Origin of the sequence: Aliivibrio fischeri ATCC 7744 = JCM 18803 = DSM 507 (assembly GCF_023983475.1) — a bacterium.
GTDB lineage: Bacteria > Pseudomonadota > Gammaproteobacteria > Enterobacterales > Vibrionaceae > Aliivibrio > Aliivibrio fischeri.
The window spans coordinates 834,407-856,144 of record NZ_CP092713.1 but is presented as its reverse complement, the minus strand read 5'-3'; the positions used below and the strand labels follow the sequence as shown (position 1 = coordinate 856,144).

Sequence of the window (21,738 nt, the reverse complement as noted above, 5' to 3'; positions counted from 1 at the left end):
TGGCGGTTTTTTATTAAGAAATCAGCTTATACCTTGTTCAGATGGCGCAGATCGAGTTTCAGTTTTATCTTTTATCCAACCTTTCAACCATTTTTTCTGTTCTTCTTTACCTTTTTTCTGCAAAGATTCCCATTTTGTTTGAGCCGATATATTGACCTTATCTAATTTATTTCCTACTTGAGTCCAAGGTAAATTCCCCTCATAAAAACTCTTACTTTCTGGCAATGTTATCGCTAATGGAGAACCTGATAAATATTTGCTTTCAACCTTATCAATACCTTCTTGATATAAGCCAAAAAGACGTAATTCAGAAGAATAAATTTCACCAGTGTCGTCATCGAGTATTGGTCCAAACGGTCTTAGTCCTTTTACCTTTTTACCCGTTGGGGATATATAGTCTAAATCGAATTTCATGATATAAACTTTTCTACTTCGCGTCCCTACATGCAGCATTGATTGTGGTGCACCTTTGACTCTTTCAAGCACTTGAGAAGCAAAATTTACAAAGGATTGCTTCTCTTCAGTTTGAGCATCAAATTCAACATAATTAGAGTCTATATCTTTATAGGTATTGCCTTTCGAATATTTCTCTATATTTTCAAGCTCATAATTAATGTCCATAACATGGAAAACAGAACTAAAATAACTTGGCCCTTTTCCCTTTGAGTCAGCCTTTCCAATAATTGAATCCTGTTCCTCAATACTTAACTTTAGCTGCATAGTGATTTTATCAAGATTAAAACCAATACTCTTATAATCTTCACGATTATCTTTATCTGCTAATAAGGCCACATAAATCGATGCTGATTGTTCTTTCCCCCAATTAAATTGTTGCGAATTTATTGGTTTTTGCTTATCAAACCACTCAAATTTATTTCCTATATTTAGTGCAGCAAGCGGGGTGACATGCCCTTCTATATATGGCTTTTTACCAGCACCTTTACTACTTTCATTCGCTTTAACAAAGCTTTCAACGAGCAAATCAGCTTCATTAATTACCGCACTTTGATTACCTAATCCATCAAAGAGATATAACGGTTTAGTTGATGTATCAACACTCCCATCACTATGACATTGAAGCCCATAGGTATTATTATCATCAATGCCATACTTCATGTGTGAAGCAATATTTTTCATTTGCTTGATTTCAGAAAGCGTTTCTCCCATCGAACCGATAGTTTGCATCTCAATACCTTTTGAACTAGGTATTACAATTGAGGTATCGAGTATCAATAAATTATTATTAAGCTTAAAGAAATATGACAGTGCTTTATATTTATCGTCTTTTTTCCATGAATCAAAGCTTTCCCACTGCGAATAACCAGAAAACAAAGGCTTAAGACCGGGAATTTCATACTCACCGAACCAATAAGTGGGTTCAAACTCAACAGCAGTTAACGTTTGTGTTCCTTCTTTATCTGCAACATAGTTATCACCTAATTGTTGTGTGTAATATGAAATCAGCTCATTATCTGAAGCCCCACACACAGTTAAATCAGACACTTCTTTTGCTGATAACAAAACTTGATATTGAGGGCCATTAACATCAAGCCAGCCACGATCACAACCATAACTTAATGTTGCTTTAAAGAATTTCTTCGCATCTTCTGAAGCGTCTTTGGTTAATACTACTTGTAACTTAACACGAGTGAATGGTGTGATACGGTTTGTTTTACCTTCTTCTTTCCACTCTGAATAAGGCATCCATGATTTATCATCATCTCGATCGTTAAGCACCAATAAACGACTAAAACCAATATCGTCAGATTTCACGTCTTGAGCTTTATTGTCAAACAACTTAGCAAAATCCACAAAACCATTCTCTTTATCATCCATATACAAACTGGTCTGTACTGGGAATCCAGTCGTAAACTTACCTTGAATTTTAGCTCGCTTAGCCAGATGTTTTGTTCGTGAATATTCTGAATGGTAAGAATATTCATTCACTTGTTGCCCATAAAAATAATTAGCACCAGACAATGACTTACTCACGTTATCATTTCTCACTTGGTTCAACCAATTCTGAGCCATGGTGTTATAAGAAGATAAAGGAGCTTCCCAATTGTCATTAAGAATATACGTCTCTATATAGTCTTGAACTCGATCGCTTGTAAGTTCTTTTTTATAGTCACTATTTGAACTGCTACTTAATGAAATTCTGGCAAGTAATTCAATTAAACCATTTAATGCTAATGCTCGAAGCAAGAAGCGTTTTTGTAACTCACGAGATGTTTTTTGTGCCTTTAAAAATTCAACTATTTTATTTTTATCAGTATATCTTTTACTTACAATGTCTTCTTGCAAGCCGCGATACAGTTGCAATACCTCAATGTGAATCTTACCTAGCTGATTTAACTCATTAATGTTCTTATATTTAGCTTTAAAATCCTTGTAAGCCCCTTCGGTTAGCATTGAATCTAAAAAGCTTAATCCGCTATCAGCAATACTAGATCCTTCTTTTATCAATAGAACCCCAGCTGCAACTGGAGCAATAGGTGTTAACATTGCTACACCCATTAAAGAATTAAATACCGCTGATACTTGCTCTTTTTGATTATTATCTAATCCTAAATCAAAAGCTTGTTTGGCTTGACGAATTTTTTCTAAATCAATCATACCAGTCCGACTCGGCGGCAAAGCTAACGAATAAAGAGGTGGCAATAAACTGATTTCAACACGTCTATCAATAGCTAATGCTGAGTCATCCCCTGTTTCACTCATATCTACTTTGGCATTGTCAGCACTCATAGGTTGAGTGTTGCCATGTGACAAAGTAATAATACGTTCAGATAATGTTTTATCATCGGCTTTAATTATTATCGCGTTTTTAATTTCATCAGCACGATTAAATGCAACGAGGTTATTTGCCTTATTACTGCCTATTCGTCCTGCATGACCCTCAATTTGAATTCGATAATCTGGATGTGCTTTTAATAATTCAGCAATTCTTTCACAAACCATATCAATATCACTTCGTAATGTCGTACCTGTATTCGGTAGTTCCCACGAATTGAACTTAAAATTGATATGAATAATTACTTGCGAATTTTTTGACACAATACGAGCTATTTGCTCCTTGCCTTTATTATTCAGAATCGATGTTGCATCAAGAAGTTGTTGGGCCCAATCAGCCTCTGCTTTTACCATCACAATTTTTTGCAAATAGTCTGTAGCTGCACTATCAAAGTTATCTTGTTCTTTGGCCGACTGTTTCTCCAACTTACCTTGTTTATCTACTAGTTGATAAAAATCATACATACTGCCAATAGTGTCTATAATAGGTAAGCCTTTAGCCAATTTTGTATAAGCACTTCCTTCAAACCAACTTGCAGCGAGGTTTCGAGTACTAACGGATGCCCCGTGCTCTTGAAAGTTTTCTTTAATTTCTTTTAGCGCGTTCTGCATAAACGTCTTATTAGAAAAAACTTTACGCACCGTCCTTTCTAAAGTTTGTGGAGCAGTTAAATTAAATCGTTGTACTCTTTCAGTTACCTTAACCGCTTTTGTAAACGCATCACGCGCCTCTTTGACCGATTGCAACCCAAATAAGAAACTCGCTCCTGCAGTAAGCGGCTCAGGTAAAACACCCTCAACGGTTAATTTACCCCAAATATTTTTTGCCACACTGGTTGCAATTTGTTGGCTAGATAAATCACCAAATACACCAATGCCTTTTGTCGCAAAACCTTGAGCGTAAGATTGCGCTGTCTTTTGCACTGCGGATGCAACACCAAGCGTGGCGACACCAGTGCCTTTTAACGCAACGGGGTTTCCTTGTTGTGTCATAAAATCAGAATAGCTAGGTAGTGCCTTTGGATATTGATAAATTAAACACTCTTCAAGCGAGATTAAATCACCGCATACCATCGCCAATTTACCAAAACCGCTTATTGGTTTAAAAGTGACATTTTCATGCAGTTCATAAGTATAGACGTCTTGTACCGTTTTGCTGTCAGGATGCTCAATACTAGCTTCAAATTTTAGTTGCCCTTGCTTTACTGAATCAGGAAAAATAGCGTCTATTCCTTCATCTAAAATTGCTTTCTGTCGTTCTAAATATTCTTCAACCCAAAAACGCGTGCGAAGCAGAAAATAACCATCATCAATTAGTGTAGGATCAAAATTAAATACGACACTAGGTGTTATTTTTTTATAATCTTCTGGGTTATTTGTTTGTCTCGTCCTGAAATGTGTTTACACATTTAGGACTTTTATATGACAAATCAAGAAAAAACAAAGAATAAGCGAACTCAACGCGATTATTCATTAGGCTTTAAATTGCAGCTTGTTGCCGCTATAGAAAAAGGCGATATGACCTATAAGCAAGCTCAAAACATTTATGGCATTCAAGGTCGATCTACCGTACTTACTTGGTTAAGAAAACACGGTAAGATGGACTGGTCTCAATCACCTAAGATTATTATGCCTAAATCCCCGAAAGCGAAAGAATCGCCTGCACAAAAAATTAAACGTTTAGAGCGAGAGCTTGATGATGAAAGAATGCGTAATTTATTACTTAATGAAGTAGTGAATATCATGGACGCAGAACATGGTGCAGGCCTTAGAAAAAAGTATATTGCCAAGGAGCAAGAAGTCTTCAAAAGCAGAAAATGATCAGCTTAGAGCGAGCTAGTCAGCTACTTGGCATTACAAGACAATGTATATACCAACAAGAACGTAGAGCTCTGAAACGTGCCGTTGAACTTTCACCGGTTAAAAATATGGTGCAAGAAATTCGTCGATATATGCCTCGTATTGGAGGTAAAAAATTATATTTTTTACTTAAGCCCAAATTCATCACTCATGGCATAAAGTTAGGCAGAGATAACTTTTTTTCCTATTTAAGAAATGAGTGCTTATTAGTAAAACCTAAACGAAGTTATACAAAAACTACCTATAGTAAGCATTGGATGAAAAAACATCCTAATTTACTTAAAGAAGTAACACCTCAAGCATCTGAAGAGGTTTTTGTTAGTGATATCACTTACGTTCAATCACAAAAAGGTATTCATTATTTATCTTTAGTAACAGATGCTTATAGTCGAAAGATAATGGGATATGAATTAAGTGATGAAATGAAAGCTACTGATGTAGTCAAAGCTCTTGATATGGCGATAGATAGCCGTCAATATCAAAGGAGTACGATTCATCATTCAGACCGAGGATTACAGTATTGTTCAAAGGTTTATCAGGAAAAATTGAATAAAAATGATATTAAGCCATCAATGACGGATGGTTATGATTGCTATCAAAATGCATTAGCAGAGCGAATAAATGGGATACTTAAACAAGAGTTTCTTTTGTATGACTGTAAAGATTTAGAGGAGTTAAGGCATTTAGTTGAAGAATCTATTTTTATTTATAATGAAATGCGGCCACATTTAAGCTTGGGAATGAGTACACCAAATCAAGTACACAAAAAAGCCAAGTGCGTACGCACTTAGCTTTCAATTAAAAATCGTCAACGTATTTTAGGACGAGACAGTTTTATCATCACTTGGATCAGGTTTAGTAACAAAACTCGTAGCCAATACATCCTCTGACTCACCTGAATTGTCTTGTTTAGGTTTCACTTTAATAAGAGAAATCTCTGCCCCCACATACAAATCACTGCTGAACACCACCCCAAGCGAGTGAAAAACTGGAGTAATGATGCCTTGAATTTCTGTTACTTCACTCGCTATAATTTTGTTATACCAAGCATTGTAATCATTCTGCTCATCTGTCAGTGGTTTATCGAGCCCTTTATAGGGCTCTGCTAACTGACTAACTTTGATTTTATTGATAGTAAATTCAATCGGCTTTTTATTCTTTAATTTTAATTTATTGGAATAAATATCTTTTAGTGAATCATTTAACGCTTTAACGCTGGAGTGTGTTTCAGCCAGTTGTCCAATCACATTTAATGGCGGAAACATTAGTGAATATGGTTTATCTAAATTTAATTCACTAACAGTTAATGGCTGCTTATGACGTAAAAAAGTTTGTTTTTTTGCTACAGTTTCAGGTACCGTATTCTCATCAAAATAACCCAGCTGACATAATAAACCGTCTTTATTCGTGCCCCATAGAACTGGCTTTTTAGCGTCATCTACCAAAACAGGCGTAAAAGAAATTGGGCGAACATTACGTAAATCAGCCTCGGTTACATCAGATGATTGATGCCAAGCGCTATATGACTCGTTACCTTGTTCATCTTCTGTTTTATCAAAATAAACCCCAAGTAGGTATATTCCATGATCATAAGTAGTTAAAGCAGACATCATTTGTTCTCCCTGAACCACAAACCATCATTAGCTAAACCATTATATAAAATTGCATCTCCTGATAACGCACCGTAATAGAATGCGCGCCATGACCACACACGATCTCCAACACGATCAACAACTCTAACTTTAGCAAAGCTATTTAATGCACTAAAATGTGCGTCTTTCCCTAAAATTTGAGCAGGCGTATAATCTGTAGTCATTTGCTTAACTGTTCCTTTTTCTATATCAAAAAAGAAACCATAAGAAGGATTAGATCCCCAAGCGTAGCGACCAGTTGGACTAATCGATCTTACGTCTAATTTTCTTTGTTCTCTAGGTAATGATTTTGAAGACTTTAACAAAACGCCTTCATTTGATATTAAATTAAGTTTATATACCCCATAAACATTTAGACTAACCAAGGTATCATCTGTAATTTTAGCAAAGCTACTAAATTGAAAATCAATCTCACTAATTTCACCAGTTTCTGAATCCCAACGAGCATAACTATTTATAGCATCATCAAAATACAAATAGCGACTGTCTTCCGACCAAAGCATATCAAGTGGCGAAGTGAATTTATGCATATTCGAAACCTTACCCGTTTTTAAATCATACACACCTTTCTGACCACCAGTTCCCGCCCAAGCGACGTAACGATTATTTGGTGAACGAGTTAAAGTACGAATAGCAGCAAAACCAATGGTTGCATCTGTCACCAAACGCAAATCAGTGCCATCAGTTTTCATGCTCCAAATTTTAAGCCCACTCTCATATTCATCTTCTGAGCTTGAGTTCGCCCATGCAAATTGAAAACGCGGTAAATCGTATGAGCTGGCGTCATTAAGATCTTCTTTTGGCCACTCTTTTGCTTTTTCAACAAAGTAACGAGGAAAATCTTGATACATTACTTTTAAATCTTTTTTTGTCGTGAATTGAATGTCACCACTGCTTTCCATGGTGTAATAGTTATGCTCACCCACATAAGTACGTTCTGGATGCTGTTCAGCCCTTAATTGAGCCGCTTCTGCTGCGGCGCTTTCAGGGTCATTACACCCCATTAAAGTGATGCTAAATAGTGCGAGTAATAGTATTTTTTTCATTGTTCTAGCCTATTAATTCTGAAATTTTAATTTTTGTTTTCAAAACGGATAATTCGTATTCTGTTGTCCCTAAATCAGCACTTGCGCCGCGAATAATATCCACCTCTTCAACTTCTTTTGGCCAACCAAAGAATGGGAGATTTAAAAAACCTTCATCATCAGCTTTTGCTTGTCTGAAATAAACTTTCTGTGACCATTCTTCCTCTTCATTTCTTAACATCATGAAATCATCAGGTTGGTCTGTTGTTCTGCAAATTCGGTAGCGTAATGTAATTTGATTTTTTGGTGGCATAACAGTAATTGCAGCAATGTTGCTATCATTCTGCTCATTAATAATATGAGACCCAAATGAACTACTTTTTGCTAAAGGAAGTGCATATATACGTTCTCCTTCAAACGCTTGTTGCTGACTGTAAACCGACATTTCATCAATAGACACTGCGATATTGACATAATTAGCTTCTAGAGAACTTATTTCTGAATCGGATAATGAAGCTTGGCTGTAATACATATAACAATCAGCCTGAACTTCACCTAACAATTTATAAGGCAACCATACATGAGGCATTGGATAACTCATTGCTTGGCGTTCGTTAGAAGCATTGTTTTTTATCGGACTTTCAAAAGTAGTAAGAAGAATTTCATCGTGCTCAAAATCCACAAATTTCAATTCAACTTCTTCTGCAACTAAATTAAATACTCTTGATTGTTCACATACATCCAACTCACCTGAAAATACTTTTTGGCCTTCTTGATATAATTCAAATCTTTCAAAGGACATATTGGCTTCAGGGAAAAATTCAGATGCATTAATATTCACATGTCGTGTTGGCAGAGGTTCTTGTCTTTCATGCTGTATATCAAGATCACAAAAGTAACCATTGGAATCAATCGTAATTTCTCGCCATACTTTTCCATTCCAAATTACATAAAAATAACCAATTTGATGTAAAGAATACTCTTCACTTAATCTCTTCATTGGAACAACAGGCACCAATACAGTATCCCACTCATCCATTTCAGTCTCTTTATCAACAGGCTGAATATTTTCTGCAAGCAGAAGCTTTAATGGCTGTGGAGTGCCATTCATTGGAATAGTGAGATAAAGGTTTCTCGGTTCTGGCTCTAAATCTTTAAATGTCGCAATACTACGATGTGAAGCATGAATATCGGCTCTTGGTTTCGCTATTTTCTCTTTTTGCTCACCTGATTTAGCCAATAAAAGTGACGCCGCATTATTTGGCCACTGACCTACAAACTCAATAGAAATCTTGTGTTCTGGCGATGGGTTAACGGGTGTAAATGACAGATTACGAACCAAAGGCACATCATCAGTAACAGGTTTAAAATTTGCTTTAACAAACTTAGCAGGTTGAGTTGTTTCAACTCTATCTATTTGCTTCTTCAGTTGTGGATATTGTGCAAGTTGGGTATCACTTAACCCCGTTTTTCTTACCGTTGTAGATACAGCGATCCACTCAGCTTTTGTTAGCTTTTGGTTTAAAGAAAAAAGCAGTGATTGTACGCTCTTACTTGCGGAGATAGACAAAGATTGGCGTAGTTGTACAGGTAATTGATTGATGATGTTCTGTGAATTTTTTCCGCGCGAAAGCAACCTAACGAATTCATCAGGTGTAAGGATATATTCAAGCTCTTTGTGTGATAAAGAAGAGCTGGGAATAAGCTTGCAGTTAAAATGCATGTAGGTCTCCACAACCATAAACAAAATACAGTAATTGGTTGTAGTGATAATTAAGCTGATAAGGCTTAGGTATAACGATTTGGTGAGGCGATTCTACTTATTTTTCCTCTATCATTCAATTCACTCACACGAATTAATTCACATCCAATTAATCATATGAAATTTATGTGATCTTAAGTCAGGTATTCATCTATTTTTATTTTATATAAGCCAACGACAATAGACCGTACCAATACTTTATGTTTTGTTTATTCACACACTATGCTTTTAAATCTAATACCAACATATAAAAAAACGGAATTTTGTTAACAAGCTCAAGACACCCTAGTTTAAAAAAGCACAAACAATAACAAAAACAAAACAAATGATTCATATGAAAAATTGATGGAAGCACTTACAACGCAATCAAAAGATAAGTTATCTTTATCATTTTTGAAACATAAGTTTTCACACCATAATCAAAATAAACCTACCTGTAAATTTGACATTGAAAAAACACCTCTTTTAAAAAGTCAAAATAACAACGAAAACCTGACTTTTATGTCAAAAAAACAGACATCTAACATATTGCAGTCGCAATTCCAAGAATTACTTTAGAAGCAAGATCACAGTTTGAAAAACTCTTGATATCCTTAAAAATTCTTCTGGTTAGAATGCTCGAAAATTTAATTCAGCTATTAATTTGATATTAATAAATGAATTTTGCGTGGTTCGATTCGAGGTTTTTGCCTAATTATAGTGGTTTAGGAATTAACCTTTTCGTAACAGAATGAACTCCTTTTAAACGGTTCATTCAATCATAGGCAAGGAAGCGAATGATGATGAAATCTATCCATCGCACACCTTTATAATTAATAAATTTATCTAGATAAGATAAATAAAAAAGAAGAAAAAGCAGTGATAAAATTAAATAAAATAACAGCCGCTATTACTAGCGTCATGTTCAGCGGATATTTATACGCCGCTGATGCAAGTGCAACTTCTAACGTTGTTACTTTTGTTCCTGGTGAAACAAAAGTTCAAAATGGAGATATGGTTTCTTTCAATGGCGACTGTTTTGTTGCTAAAAATAATCCAGGTGTTTGGGAATCTCCTACCGCTGATTCATGGTTCTGGGATGTTGCTGAATGTTCAGGTGAACCAAACCCAGGTCCGGGTCCAAATCCAGGACCAAACCCGACTCCAGATCCTGATTTAGGCGATATTATTCCGTTTATTCCAGGTAAAACTCAAGTTGAGAATGGCGATGTGGTTTCATACGAAAACCAATGTTTCATTGCTCAAAACAACCCAGGTGTTTGGGAAACGCCAAGCGCAAGTTCTTGGTTCTGGACGCTAACAGAATGTTCTGACGAACCTGTAAATCCTGAACCAGAAGTGACTGAGTTGTCGATCCTTGCTCCTACTGCTGGACAAGTGTTAACCGCTAACGAAGCTATCTCAATCAATGCACATGTTGATGGTAACTTAGCTGCTAAAATTGAATTTTGGGCGAACAATACCAAGCTTGCTGAAAAAACAGTAAACCAAAACAACACTCAATACTCTCAAACTTGGACGCCAAGTGAAGAAGGTAATGCGACGATTAACGTATTTGTTTTCGATAAAAATAACCAAAAGATCGAGCAAAAGTCAGTATCAGTTACTGTAAAAGCAGAAGTAACTGAAGATTTCGTTGCACCTGTAGTTAAATTTGTTACTCCAGCTAATGGTTCAACAATGAACGTTGCTGAGAGCCTTTCTATTTCTGTTAATGCAACAGATGCTGATAACGATTTAGCGACACTGATTGTTAAAGCAAACAACAAAGAAATCTGTTCATTTGACGCAGCGAATACAGACACATTTGCGTGTGACTGGCAGCCAACTCAAGCTGGTAATGTAACTCTGAATGCTATCGCTACTGATGCACAAGATCTTTCTTCTACAGCAACAGTAAGAATCACCGTTGAAGAAGATGTGGTAGAGCCACCGGTTGAGCCGCCTGTAACTCCAGGTGACTTATGTAAAGACTTTAATGTTTATCCTGATTGGACTCGTGGTGATCACGCAACAGGTGGTGACATTATGGTTCATGATAACATCGCTTACTCAGCAATCTACTGGACTAAAACCATTCCAGGTAGTGATGACTCATGGGCTCTTCACCTAAATTGTGATGGTACTGAACCGGGCACGGCTCCGCTTCTTTCTCTACCAAACCCAATGGATCCAGTACGTCTAGAAGTAGCTGGCTGGCCAAATACATTAGTTGTTGCAAGCCCTGCTACTTCAGCACCAACGACATTAACGATCCAAGCAAGTAACAGCGCTGATTTAACTGATTTCGATAAACTAACAAGCACGTTTGTATCTATCATTAATGCAGCTGCACAAGCGGGTTCAGCATCTATTATCATCAACTCTGATGTTCTTGATAAAGCGACTCGTGATAATGCGTTATCTTCAAGCAGTATTTCTGTTAAAGAAGCACTAACACAAGCGATGGATATCACTGGCAATAAGATTGATATTGATGACATCAACGCTCTAAGTAATGATTTAAAAGGTTGGGCAAACGCTCATCACCTAATCATCTCTACTCTTGCGCCAGAAGCAAGTTACGGTTGGTCTCTAAGCATTGGTGACTTTGCTTTTGATACGCACTCAGGTAGACAATCTGTTTGGGATGAGGCGTCTAGTTTCTCTGCGGATTTACTGAATAAATTAGAGCTTTATAAAGCTGAACTAGCAACAAAAGCTGACTTTATTGCGTTCACAAAATCAAACACGACTGAAGCGTTATCAAGTGACCAATGGCACAATGCTTTGGAATACGTTAAGCAAGTTTCTGATTACGTGAAAACACCGGTAATGCTAAACAACATTCCAACAGATCAAGCTTCTGCTTACTTCATGGGTGACAAGACTAGCAAGCCACAAATCCGTAAAGCGGCATTCAGCAACGTGTTCGCCATTCTGTTTGATAAAAACACGGCAGAACTAACAGCTAAAATTGAACGCTACCAAGATGCTAAAATGCCACTGTACTACGTTGGTAAAACAACAGAAAACGGCAAACTAACGGTTATTGATGAACTAAATAACCAATTAGCAAATGCTGAAGATGCAATGAACAACACTGCATTCTTGTATGAAACGCCTCAATCACAATGGATTCCGTCTACGGTTTACAAGTGGGCTGACTTCATGGAAGGCTTGAATGCAATGCATAACATTGGTGTTGCAGGTAACAAGTTCTGGTTATTAGATGAAAATGTAGATGATGCTACAAACATCAAATATGCAAAAGTAGCGATTGCTGCGTTCCTAGCTCAAAGTATGCAAGAAACCATTCGTTACAATGCGTGTGATGAGAACAACTGGTCTGAAATCAAATACGGTGCACCTGCTGATTACCCAATGTCTGCAAGCTGTGGTCAACTTGGTCAAAAATACGCAGATTACGGTGTTAACCCTATTTCAGGTTTAGATCACGCTTACTCTTGTCCTCGTGATGACAAAATGGAAGTAAGTGCCCTAACCCATGCGAAATGGTACGGTGCTCCAGCTCCTGTATTTGCTGCACCTGATGCTGTTCTTGAAGAGCGTGGTTTACTTGTAAACGGAAGTGTGGGTCGTTGGACAAACAATGGTCACTGTAATGATGTACCAACGGCTGTAGATACCTCTAAACAAGTATGGGAACGTGATACATGTAAAACTTACGTTGATCAAAAAGCAGGTAGCTTTATTTGGGATGGCAGCAGCCAAGAAAGCGTTCAAGGTTGTGGCTGGTGGGGCCGTGGTGTAATTCAAACTACAGGTCGTCAAAACTTCGGTACACTTAACCACTACTTAGGCCGTTCACACGTTGACCCTGAGACAATTGGTAAAACAATTGATGGTGTTGTTGTTGAAGCGCCACCAGAGAACCCGCTATACGCTGAACTGGATTTCTGTTCAAACCCAGGCTTAATTTGTAGCTCTGAAGAGAACAAAGAAATCAAGTGGATTGCTGGTCTATTCTACTGGGTTACATCAGTACAAGCGTACCCTGATGAGTCTGGTCAATACGGTAACTGGAACTACCACAACGAGCTTAAGAAGTATGTTGATGGTGGAATGAAAGGTACTGAGTTTATCGATGATGTATCTGGTATCGTAAACCGTGGTTGTCCTGATTTAGTATGTTCTACTGGTGAAGTTCATAACGTTAAAGAACGTCGTGCTAACTTTAAACTGGTACTAGAGCAACTAGGCCTTAACCCACAATAATTTGGTTAAGCTAACTAGGTAATTAATTATCTAGTACAGTTAAATGAATAAGAACCCTACTTTTCGAAGTGGGGTTCTTTTTTTGTAATAAACAAAGTAAGAATGAAGTGGACAAATCAGAAGTGGTTTTATAAAAATGACAGATACAAAAAACACGCAATAAAGCGTTTAGTTTTAAATAATAATTGGGAGTTTGAAACTAGAACAATCTCTAAAGAGGAGAAGCAAGAGATTGGAGCGTACAGCGGGAATCGAACCCGCATCATCAGCTTGGAAGGCTGAGGTAATAGCCATTATACGATGTACGCACATCGTTGGAACGAGATAGATAATGCCATACTGAGCGCAGAGGTAAAGCACTTTTTTACACTTAACTAATTGATTGCATGATATTTAAGCATAATATGCAAATTTTAATCTCTTCACACCATACGGAAAGTATAAATAGTAAGCACCGTCAGCCTATTTGTTACCAAGTTACCCGAACGATACTTACTTTTTTATATTACAAAAATTGCTTAGACTTTAATTCAATGGCGGTCGGTTGTTTCTCTATCCATTTTTTTATTCGCAGTATGCGTTGTTTTTCATCTAACCCATCCCACTCATTAGCAATATCTCCACTGACTCCCTGTTTACCCTTAGCTCCAGGTTTCATCCATGGCATGGTTTGATCATTTAACTGACTATGATTCAATGTCGGCATGGCTAACTTTAATGTTTTACCATCTAAAGACACGCCAGATTCTGTATTAAGCTGCTTAAGCTCAGTTACGTTTAAATTAAACAAATGATCCTTACTTTGTACAATGTCACCAAATGGACGTAACCCCGACGCATTAATTCCTGTTGGCGTCATATACTTAAGGTTAAAGCTGATCACATGAACAGCATATGCTTTCTTCTTATCCAATGAAGAAAAGCTATTATTTAATTCATGAATAGACAGATTTAAAAAGGTACTAAGTTTATCGGTTAATGCCTCTTTACTTTCTTTATCTATTGAAAGATTCCAAGCACCATTATGACAAATCTCCCCAACATAATTGAGTGTTGATTGATAAATTGGCCCACCTACTTTTTTGACATTTGCGTTTTTATTCAAATAACTTTCAGTATAAGAGGACGAATTTTCAGTATGGTTACTCGCTTGGTGATAATGGTACGATGTTTTTTCTTCCTCTGACACATAACCTGCTGTTTGTAATTGCACCATGGCGTCTACTCTTTTCCAATCCACCTTTAAGGTTTCATATTCGTCTTTATGGCTCTCACCGCAAACCAATATATGTAATGTCTCTAATTCATCCGCTTTATCCCATGAAAAACCACTTATTGTCTGCTTTTCATTCTTGGGTTTAGCTAAATAGCATTTGTTTTTGTAATCAACACCTACCGCTTGATAAAGTACTTTATCAATGACATTTATAGAAACGCTTTCACCAACAGTCTGTGAATAAGTAAACTCTTCAATCTCTAATAAACGTCCTTCAGAAATAAAATTAAGGGTTTGTGTCGAACCACTACTGCTGTCTTCCAGTATGACTTTATGGCTATTTTCGCTGTGCACACCAATATGAATTTCATCATGATTATTCTCATCAAATAATATGGCTTGATGATGCTTACTGTTCGGTTTTTGCAATTGCAGTTCGTAACGCATATATCTAAAACCACCACTAGATACATATTCTTCAAAGGCGCTCTCTTTCATCTTTATTACTTTATGAAGCCCAAGCCAATGCAATGTATATAATGAGTCAACTCGCTGTTTACTTACTATCGGTTTCAAACCATAAATACGTTGGCTACCAAAATAATAGAAAGGCTCAAATTCAATCGCAGTTAACGCTTTTTCTTGACCAAATACAGCCTTTAATTTCTCATCTTGATAGGTAAAATCAGATAATGTCATTGGTTTAAATAACACACTGAATTTTGGCCCATCTATATTTACGCCATCAACTCGTTGATAACCGACTTCATATGGGAAAACAGATTTACTCTCATCATTTAAGACAACTTGTATTTTTAAGCGATGGAATGGTGATAAGCGATTAATCTTAACTCTTTGATTTTCTTTCTTCCATTTTGAATACTCATCCCACTCTTTACCATCTTGGTCTGAGACTAAAATTCGTTGAAGTGCAATCTCATCCAGCTCAATACCTTCTTGTAAAGGAGAAAAATTCGTTGAAAATTCTTCAAATAAATTCATTGCCGTTTTGTTTTCACTTGGTAGTTCATACAATAATCCCTGAACAGGAAATGCACGACTAAACTTTCCGCTCACTGTTCCTTTATCTTGTGGCGCTTGATATTGCAGATAATTGGATGCAGGAACCGGTGTAGGTAAGGTTTGATAATATAGGGGGATATCTTGCTTCTGCTTCTGTTTGCACTGATTGATCCAATCGAACCCTAAATCAGTACTTTTAATCGTATTGACTGACCATGAATCATTTTGCAGATACTTTTCGATATAGCCCTTAATATCGTATTTATCTAACGTTAAATTTAAATTTTTACCTGATTGCATCTTCTGGTTTTCACTATGAGCATACAGCAAAACCATCATCAATCCGTTAAAAGCCAGTGCTCGTAATTGATAACGCTTTAGTATTTCATTTTTAGTTTCATCTTTAGATAAATACGCAGTTAAGCTCTCATAACTCGTGAGCTTGGTTTCTAACTTACTGTCCCACTGTCTTAACTGACTTAATAATTCCATTTGTATTTTGGCTAAATCAGCAAGATCGTCTTTCGCCCCTTCTGTTTTGACAATGGTTTCATAAGCATAATCAAAAAGCATTTCATCTAAGAAACCTAAACCAGATTGAACAATATTAGAACCTTCCTTTATTAATAACATGCCTCTTGCTGCAGGCCCTATAACAGGAATAAAACAAGCAACCCCTACGAGTGATTCTAACAACGCAAGTTGGGCAGCTAATATTGCATCATCCTTTTTTTGCATTGTATTTAGCGTAATTAGACGAGAACGTTCTAGCACCCCCATTCCACTTCTACTTGGTGCATACACAATATCAAGAACCTTTAAGTAAGCTTTTATCTTTACTCTACGGTTTACTTTTAATTTAAGATTATCTGATGAAACTTCTCGCCCTGTGGCCTCTACTAATGGCTGAGTTTCACCAAAAGCAATCACCGTTATTTTTTCTTGAAGTGTTTTAGGGAATAGATCAGCAACATTTTGTGCCCGTTGCTGCGATAAGTTCATATTATATTGATTGGTGCCGACCTGACAGGTGTGGCCTTCAATAACGATATGAACATCAGGTTGTTTCTCTAAGAAAGAAACAATTTCTGCAATGCCTTGACGAACCATCGATGTATCTGCGGTTTTCTTATCAAACTCAAAAACCACTTCAATCCCAGAGCCGTAGTCGTCATTGAACAAGGTCTTATTTTTAATTGTTAATTGCTCAAAAGCCTGTTTATTTTCTTTATTTATCTCTAATTGCGTTTCCGTCCAGACTGGAATATGTTTCAAATATTCACTCGCAACCTCAGCCATATTGCCACGCGCTTTTTCTGCTTTTTTCTTTTGCTCAGCAATTTCTTTTCCGTGATTAAAAAGCGCAGCAATATTATTTAATGTGTCAACAGCAACTAACCCTCGCCCTGCCAAATCGGCACCTTGCAACCATGTTTTTGATAATCGTCCAACTGCGGCTTTGTATTTTCCATCTTTAAATTCTTGGTTGGCTTTAGCGAGGTATTCGGTAAATTTACCGTACTTCTCTTTATCAAAAATGGTGGATTTAAATAATGCAGATGCACCAAATTCAGCACGATAAGTAGCACTACCTGCTTGTAATGCGGTTAGCTCTTTTAATTTACCAAGCCCTTCCCCCATTGATTGCAAACCAAATAAAATTTCTCCCGTGGCTTGCATTGCTGTTGGTAAATTCTTATTTTTTATTTCTTCCCAATACAGCTTGGCAATATTATTTACCATTGCTGTTGGGCCATTATCTAGTTGTGGCGTTAAGCCATCCGCCAACAAATCCATACCAAGCATCATGCTTACTTTGTTAGCTCCGGTTAATACCGCGAGGCTAGTTAAAGCAGGGCTTTCAAGGGCTTTTGTATTAGTTGCTTTTCCTTTTAAATGCGCAGTAAGATGCGAAAGATATTGTGGAAATTGGCAGATTAAAGATTCTTCAAGGGAGATCATATCCCCACACACAATGGCCATTTTTCCTAATGGTATGTAATTATCAAAACGTATGTATTCTCGGAGTTCGTATTGGTAGCCATCTAAGAAACCAAATTTAATTTTGTCGATATTACTATTTTGGATGTACTCTGGAATTATTTGGTTTTCAAAGTTACGAGGGTCAAAAGTTACTTTAATACTGTAATACCCTTCTTCGAAGGATTCAGGGTTAACATTGATAAGTGCACTTGGAAGTGTAACAACACCCTTTTTAGGTGCTAAAACAGGTATATCTTCCGCAATAGGTTTCCAAATACTTTGATTATCTTCTCGAATAAATCTAGAAATAGTAACTCGTGCATTTGTATACACATCGCTTGAAAAAACAACACTACAAATCGCTTGTGATGGTAATAAAAACCCTTTTAAAGACTCTCCTTTTTTAGATATCTCTTCATGCCATTGGTTATACTCTTTCTGTTCCTGAGATAACGCCCCATTTGATGATGGCTCAAATGGCTTGGCTAGTTGCTCTATCCCTATCTCAGTTAAAGAAAATGTCACTTCATTGTCTTTATCTTTGTCTATCATAGAAGAATAACGGTATAACTCTTTTGCTATCTCTATTGCCGAGGTTTTACTAATCGCCAAACGACTTAAAATGGCTAACGGCGGAAAACACAATGAATACTCGCCATCATCTAAATGGTTGACCACACTTTTATGCTGAAGGTATTCAAAATCACCACTTTCAGCAATCGCTTGTACACCAGTATCAAGTGCATGGATCAGTCCATGTTTATCTGTTCCCCAAATGCCATTGGTTTCTCGCTCTTCTACTCGTTCACTTAACTCTTTTATATTGGCTATTAAGGGGGTAAGTGGAACAGGGCGAATGTTATCTACACCATTATTCTTTCTATCACTTCCAAGGGTTACAATTTTGGGATTTGAATGCCAATTTTTATATATTCTTTTTTTATTACTATCAAAATTAAATCCAAATTGTGTTGAAAACAAATAAACTCCTTTGGCTAACATTTTGTTATTACTCATCATTTATCCTCCTTGATAAAAGCGCCATTATTCGCAAAACCGTTGTATAACCATGACAGTGTTGCTGAATGGCCTGAGCATACTTGCGGCCAGTTCATCCATTTATCCTTAGGGACGGTTTTATCTTCATTTAATTTCAGAAATATTACACCTCCAGCACCATCTCTGACATAATTAGCATTCAACCCTAACTGCTCAAAGTATTGATAATCACCTACTTCTGAACGAACAATTTTCTCATTTTTAACCTCTTTGGTTTCTAAATTAATAAAATAACGATATTGTGCTGATTCACCCCATGCATACTTTCCATTAGGGCTGATTGACCTGCTTTTCAAAAAATATTTTCGATCATACGAAAGTGAAATGTTCTTAGCCGCTAATTTATCCTCTTCAGCTGTAGATAAGCCTATTGAATAAAGTCGTTTGTTATTACTCTCGTTAAAAACAACAATCCCATAATCAGAAACTACATACCGCTTCCCACCGTATATCACCCCCACTTCTGAAAAATGAAAATCATCGTCCATTTGGGTAGTTTTTCCTGAGACAATATCGTATTTCCAATATTTAGCTCTGTCTTCAAAATACAAATAGCTACTGTCTTCCGCCCAGAGAAATTGAGAATGACCAAGATCAGAGCCTAAAACTATCGACTCTTGGGTTTTTAAATCAAAAATGACTTTATTGACGCTGTCACTCCAAGCTAAATAACGATTATTTGGTGACCGACGCATCATTCGTATTGGAACGGCTTCATTCTGCTTATTCATCGGAACAACGTCTAAAAAGTCAGTAACTAACCGTAAATCCGTACCATCTGTTTTTATGCTCCAAATCTTATCTCTCGCTTCATAAATCTGTTTTTCAGTCATTACGGAATACGCATCGTGTTTCCCGTTATTCCACCTGAAATCCACTCTCGGTAAGTCGTAAGAATCCGCATTTGATAAATCTTCTCTTGGCCACTCTTTAGCGCTGTTCACTACAAAGCAGGGCTTCATTATTCCCGGTATCGTGCCATTGGCTTCTTTCGTTAAGATGTAGTTATCTTTAGTGACATAAACACGGTTATCATCCCACTCTTGCTCGTTAAGTAATTCGACGTCAGTTTTTGGTGGTTCGACGGCTGTCCTTGGCGTTGAAGAGTCGTCTTGGTTGCATCCGTTTAGGAAAATAAGCGCAGCTAATGCTGTCCATAGGTATTTTAAATTCATGGTGTCCCTACACTAATTCACTGATTGCAATGTCTTGGTAAATGATGATTGGCGGTTGCTCAGGGTGATACTCATTCCCTTTGTTTACTCGTTTTAACGTGACGGTTTTAACCTCACTTGGCCACCCCGTAAATCGAATAGATTGATAACCGTCATCCAGTGCTAAGGCTTGACCTAAATACACCTTTTGTGACCATTTGTGCTCTGTATTAAATAACTCAAAGTAGTCATCAGGTTCATCGACTGTAGGATGTTGGCAATAAGCAAAAACAATCTCATCTTGTGGTGATGATATAAATAAAACTGCAATGCCTTGCTCGCTTTGTTTTTCAATTGAAGTTGGTAAAGCCTGACTTGAAAGTGGCGATTGAAGTGCAATAACAGACGCTCCATCATCACTAAATTGTTGTAATTCAGTATAGCTATCAAGCCCTTCTATACGCTGTGCCATGGTCTCTGGATTGCTGGTTAACTCAGATAATTGATCATCAGTCAGTTGCGATAAACTATGATATGCAAAAAGAGTTTGAGGTTGACCTGCGATTTTATAAGGCACCCAAATATGTGGTAATGCGTGCCCAGAAACGGGGCGTATATCACTCTTTTTTGAGCCAAATAAACTTTCTGTTGTTTCTAACTCGATTGAATAATGAGTTGGAGTTTGAGGCAACTCAATAATTACTTTATCTTCCGTTAAATCAAAAACTCTTGCCTGCCCATAAACATCAAGCACGCCACTAAAAACCGTTTTTCCATTTTGTTTTACATCAAAAGGTTCATCTGAAAAATAACAGCCATACTCTGGATGTGTTAAGGCAATATCTACATATCGATTAGCGACTTTTTCACCAGAATTGGCTTTGTTCTCACTCTTTAAATCGATATCCATAAACTGGTAATCTTTAGTGATTTTTAGTTCTCGCCAAACGTTATTATTCCACACTATATAAATATAACCGGATGGGTAAAGAGAAGCTTCTTGTGGAAGAAAATTATTATCTTTTGCTTTAAAAGGCACCACAGGCACTAACACATTATCCCACTCTGCCATTTCTGTTTCTTTGATTACAGGAGATAATGATTCGCTCAGTAACAGGTTTATCTCTTTGGCTGAGTTCATACTTGGTAACGTCAAATACAGTGATCGATTTCTATCATCCAAATACGTAAATTCGACGAGACTCCTGTGTCCGTTTTTGCTGTCTTTTTTCGGCTTTACTGTCTTTTCATTGATGTTTTTTAATTTTGAAATCGAGATGGATGCGGCGTTATTAGGCCATTGCCCCGCAAACTCGATAACGATTTTATTATCATTCTTTTTTTCAGAAATAGGAGTAATGGATGAGGCGTTTGAACTTGAACGAAGTAAGGTCGGTTTTACTTTTAAACGAGAACGAGTAACCGAGGGGTTAACCACCTTATCAATACGTTTTTTTAGACCACTTCCTTGAGCTAAATGCAGAGTATCGATACTTCTATGTTGGTTCATTAACGATAATGCTGCCCACTCTCCCTGTTCGACCAATTGACGAATACGACTGACGGTTTGAAATACCCCTTGTGAATCACTGATTGCAGAATGACGCTGTAAATTAATAGGTAACGACGCTTTTAATGAAGACAGATCGGTAAAACGATTAAGGTGATTCAGTAATTCATTGGGAGTGAGTATATACGGTAAGTCTTTTTGGGTCAGTAGGCGACCGGGGATAAGTTTAAATTGGCAGAGCATCTGCATCTCCACATTCAGTGTATTGAAAGTATCTAAAAATAAATTGCCTGCTATATAAATATGAACAGAGAACTCAGTCAAACCCTATTGCCCTTCACACTTATCTTCCTAGGTCGACATCTCTTGTTTTTGTAAATATCCAACCTCTTAGTTACATTCTTAGTTTTGTACTTAATTCTCCTGTACGGACGAGAAACCAAAAACGGCCCAATTAAGGACCGTTTCATTGCTGTAATCTTT

General features: G+C 37.0%; 9 protein-coding genes and 1 tRNA gene. 2 read left to right on the top strand and 8 right to left on the bottom strand.

Annotated elements, in window-relative coordinates; translation table 11 throughout:
* Positions 1-21: 21 nt before the first annotated feature.
* On the bottom strand, positions 22-3,867 hold the full coding sequence (locus AVFI_RS17310; protein WP_236782077.1) for an OmpA family protein: 3,846 nt from the start codon (positions 3,865-3,867) through the stop codon (positions 22-24).
* 348 nt (positions 3,868-4,215) lie between these two features.
* Between AVFI_RS17310 and AVFI_RS17305 the strand changes: the two genes are divergently transcribed.
* A protein-coding gene (locus AVFI_RS17305) for an IS3 family transposase (protein WP_408580437.1) occupies positions 4,216-5,444 on the top strand; the annotation gives its coding sequence in 2 pieces (ribosomal slippage) (positions 4,216-4,579 and positions 4,579-5,444; 1,230 coding nt in all).
* A 27-nt stretch (positions 5,445-5,471) separates the two neighbouring features.
* On the opposite strand, the gene AVFI_RS17300 is transcribed toward AVFI_RS17305, so the two are convergent.
* From AVFI_RS17300 to AVFI_RS17290, 3 genes are read right to left on the bottom strand one after another with little or no spacing between them, the layout of a single operon-like run.
* Positions 5,472-6,266, bottom strand: a complete 795-nt coding sequence (locus AVFI_RS17300) for a hypothetical protein (RefSeq protein ID WP_236782099.1) — start codon at positions 6,264-6,266, stop codon at positions 5,472-5,474.
* On the bottom strand, positions 6,263-7,351 hold the full coding sequence (locus tag AVFI_RS17295) for a TolB-like translocation protein (RefSeq protein WP_188863864.1): 1,089 nt from the start codon (positions 7,349-7,351) through the stop codon (positions 6,263-6,265). The genes AVFI_RS17300 and AVFI_RS17295 overlap by 4 nt, the downstream gene beginning before the upstream one ends.
* A 4-nt stretch (positions 7,352-7,355) precedes the next feature.
* Complete coding sequence (locus tag AVFI_RS17290) at positions 7,356-9,053, bottom strand: hypothetical protein (protein ID WP_188863863.1); 1,698 nt, start codon at positions 9,051-9,053, stop codon at positions 7,356-7,358.
* Positions 9,054-9,950: 897 nt separating this feature from the next.
* Between AVFI_RS17290 and AVFI_RS17285 the strand changes: the two genes are divergently transcribed.
* Positions 9,951-13,310: an Ig-like domain-containing protein gene (locus AVFI_RS17285; RefSeq protein WP_054776101.1), complete on the top strand. Its 3,360-nt coding sequence runs from the start codon at positions 9,951-9,953 to the stop codon at positions 13,308-13,310.
* A gap of 233 nt (positions 13,311-13,543) precedes the next feature.
* Here AVFI_RS17285 and AVFI_RS17280 read toward each other — a convergent pair.
* From AVFI_RS17280 to AVFI_RS17265, 4 genes are all read right to left on the bottom strand, one after another.
* Positions 13,544-13,618 (bottom strand) — tRNA-Gly (locus tag AVFI_RS17280).
* A 197-nt stretch (positions 13,619-13,815) separates the two neighbouring features.
* Complete coding sequence (locus AVFI_RS17275) at positions 13,816-18,552, bottom strand: OmpA family protein (RefSeq protein ID WP_188863862.1); 4,737 nt, start codon at positions 18,550-18,552, stop codon at positions 13,816-13,818.
* Complete coding sequence (locus AVFI_RS17270) at positions 18,549-19,766, bottom strand: hypothetical protein (protein WP_188863861.1); 1,218 nt, start codon at positions 19,764-19,766, stop codon at positions 18,549-18,551. Before AVFI_RS17270 ends, AVFI_RS17275 begins: the two co-directional genes overlap by 4 nt.
* 7 nt (positions 19,767-19,773) lie before the next feature.
* Positions 19,774-21,579 carry a hypothetical protein gene (locus AVFI_RS17265; RefSeq protein WP_252653956.1) on the bottom strand — a complete coding sequence of 602 codons (1,806 nt, stop codon included), beginning with the start codon at positions 21,577-21,579 and terminating at the stop codon, positions 19,774-19,776.
* Positions 21,580-21,738 lie beyond the last annotated feature (159 nt).

What these genes read in the sequence shown, in the direction of transcription:
- AVFI_RS17275 (WP_188863862.1), bottom strand. Translation starts at nt 18,552, where the DNA reads ATGATGAGTAATAACAAAATGTTAGCCAAAGGAGTTTATTTGTTTTCA.
- AVFI_RS17295 (WP_188863864.1), bottom strand. Translation starts at nt 7,351, where the DNA reads ATGAAAAAAATACTATTACTCGCACTATTTAGCATCACTTTAATGGGG.
- AVFI_RS17290 (WP_188863863.1), bottom strand. Translation starts at nt 9,053, where the DNA reads ATGCATTTTAACTGCAAGCTTATTCCCAGCTCTTCTTTATCACACAAA.
- AVFI_RS17300 (WP_236782099.1), bottom strand. Translation starts at nt 6,266, where the DNA reads ATGATGTCTGCTTTAACTACTTATGATCATGGAATATACCTACTTGGG.
- AVFI_RS17310 (WP_236782077.1), bottom strand. Translation starts at nt 3,867, where the DNA reads ATGGTATGCGGTGATTTAATCTCGCTTGAAGAGTGTTTAATTTATCAA.
- AVFI_RS17270 (WP_188863861.1), bottom strand. Translation starts at nt 19,766, where the DNA reads ATGAATTTAAAATACCTATGGACAGCATTAGCTGCGCTTATTTTCCTA.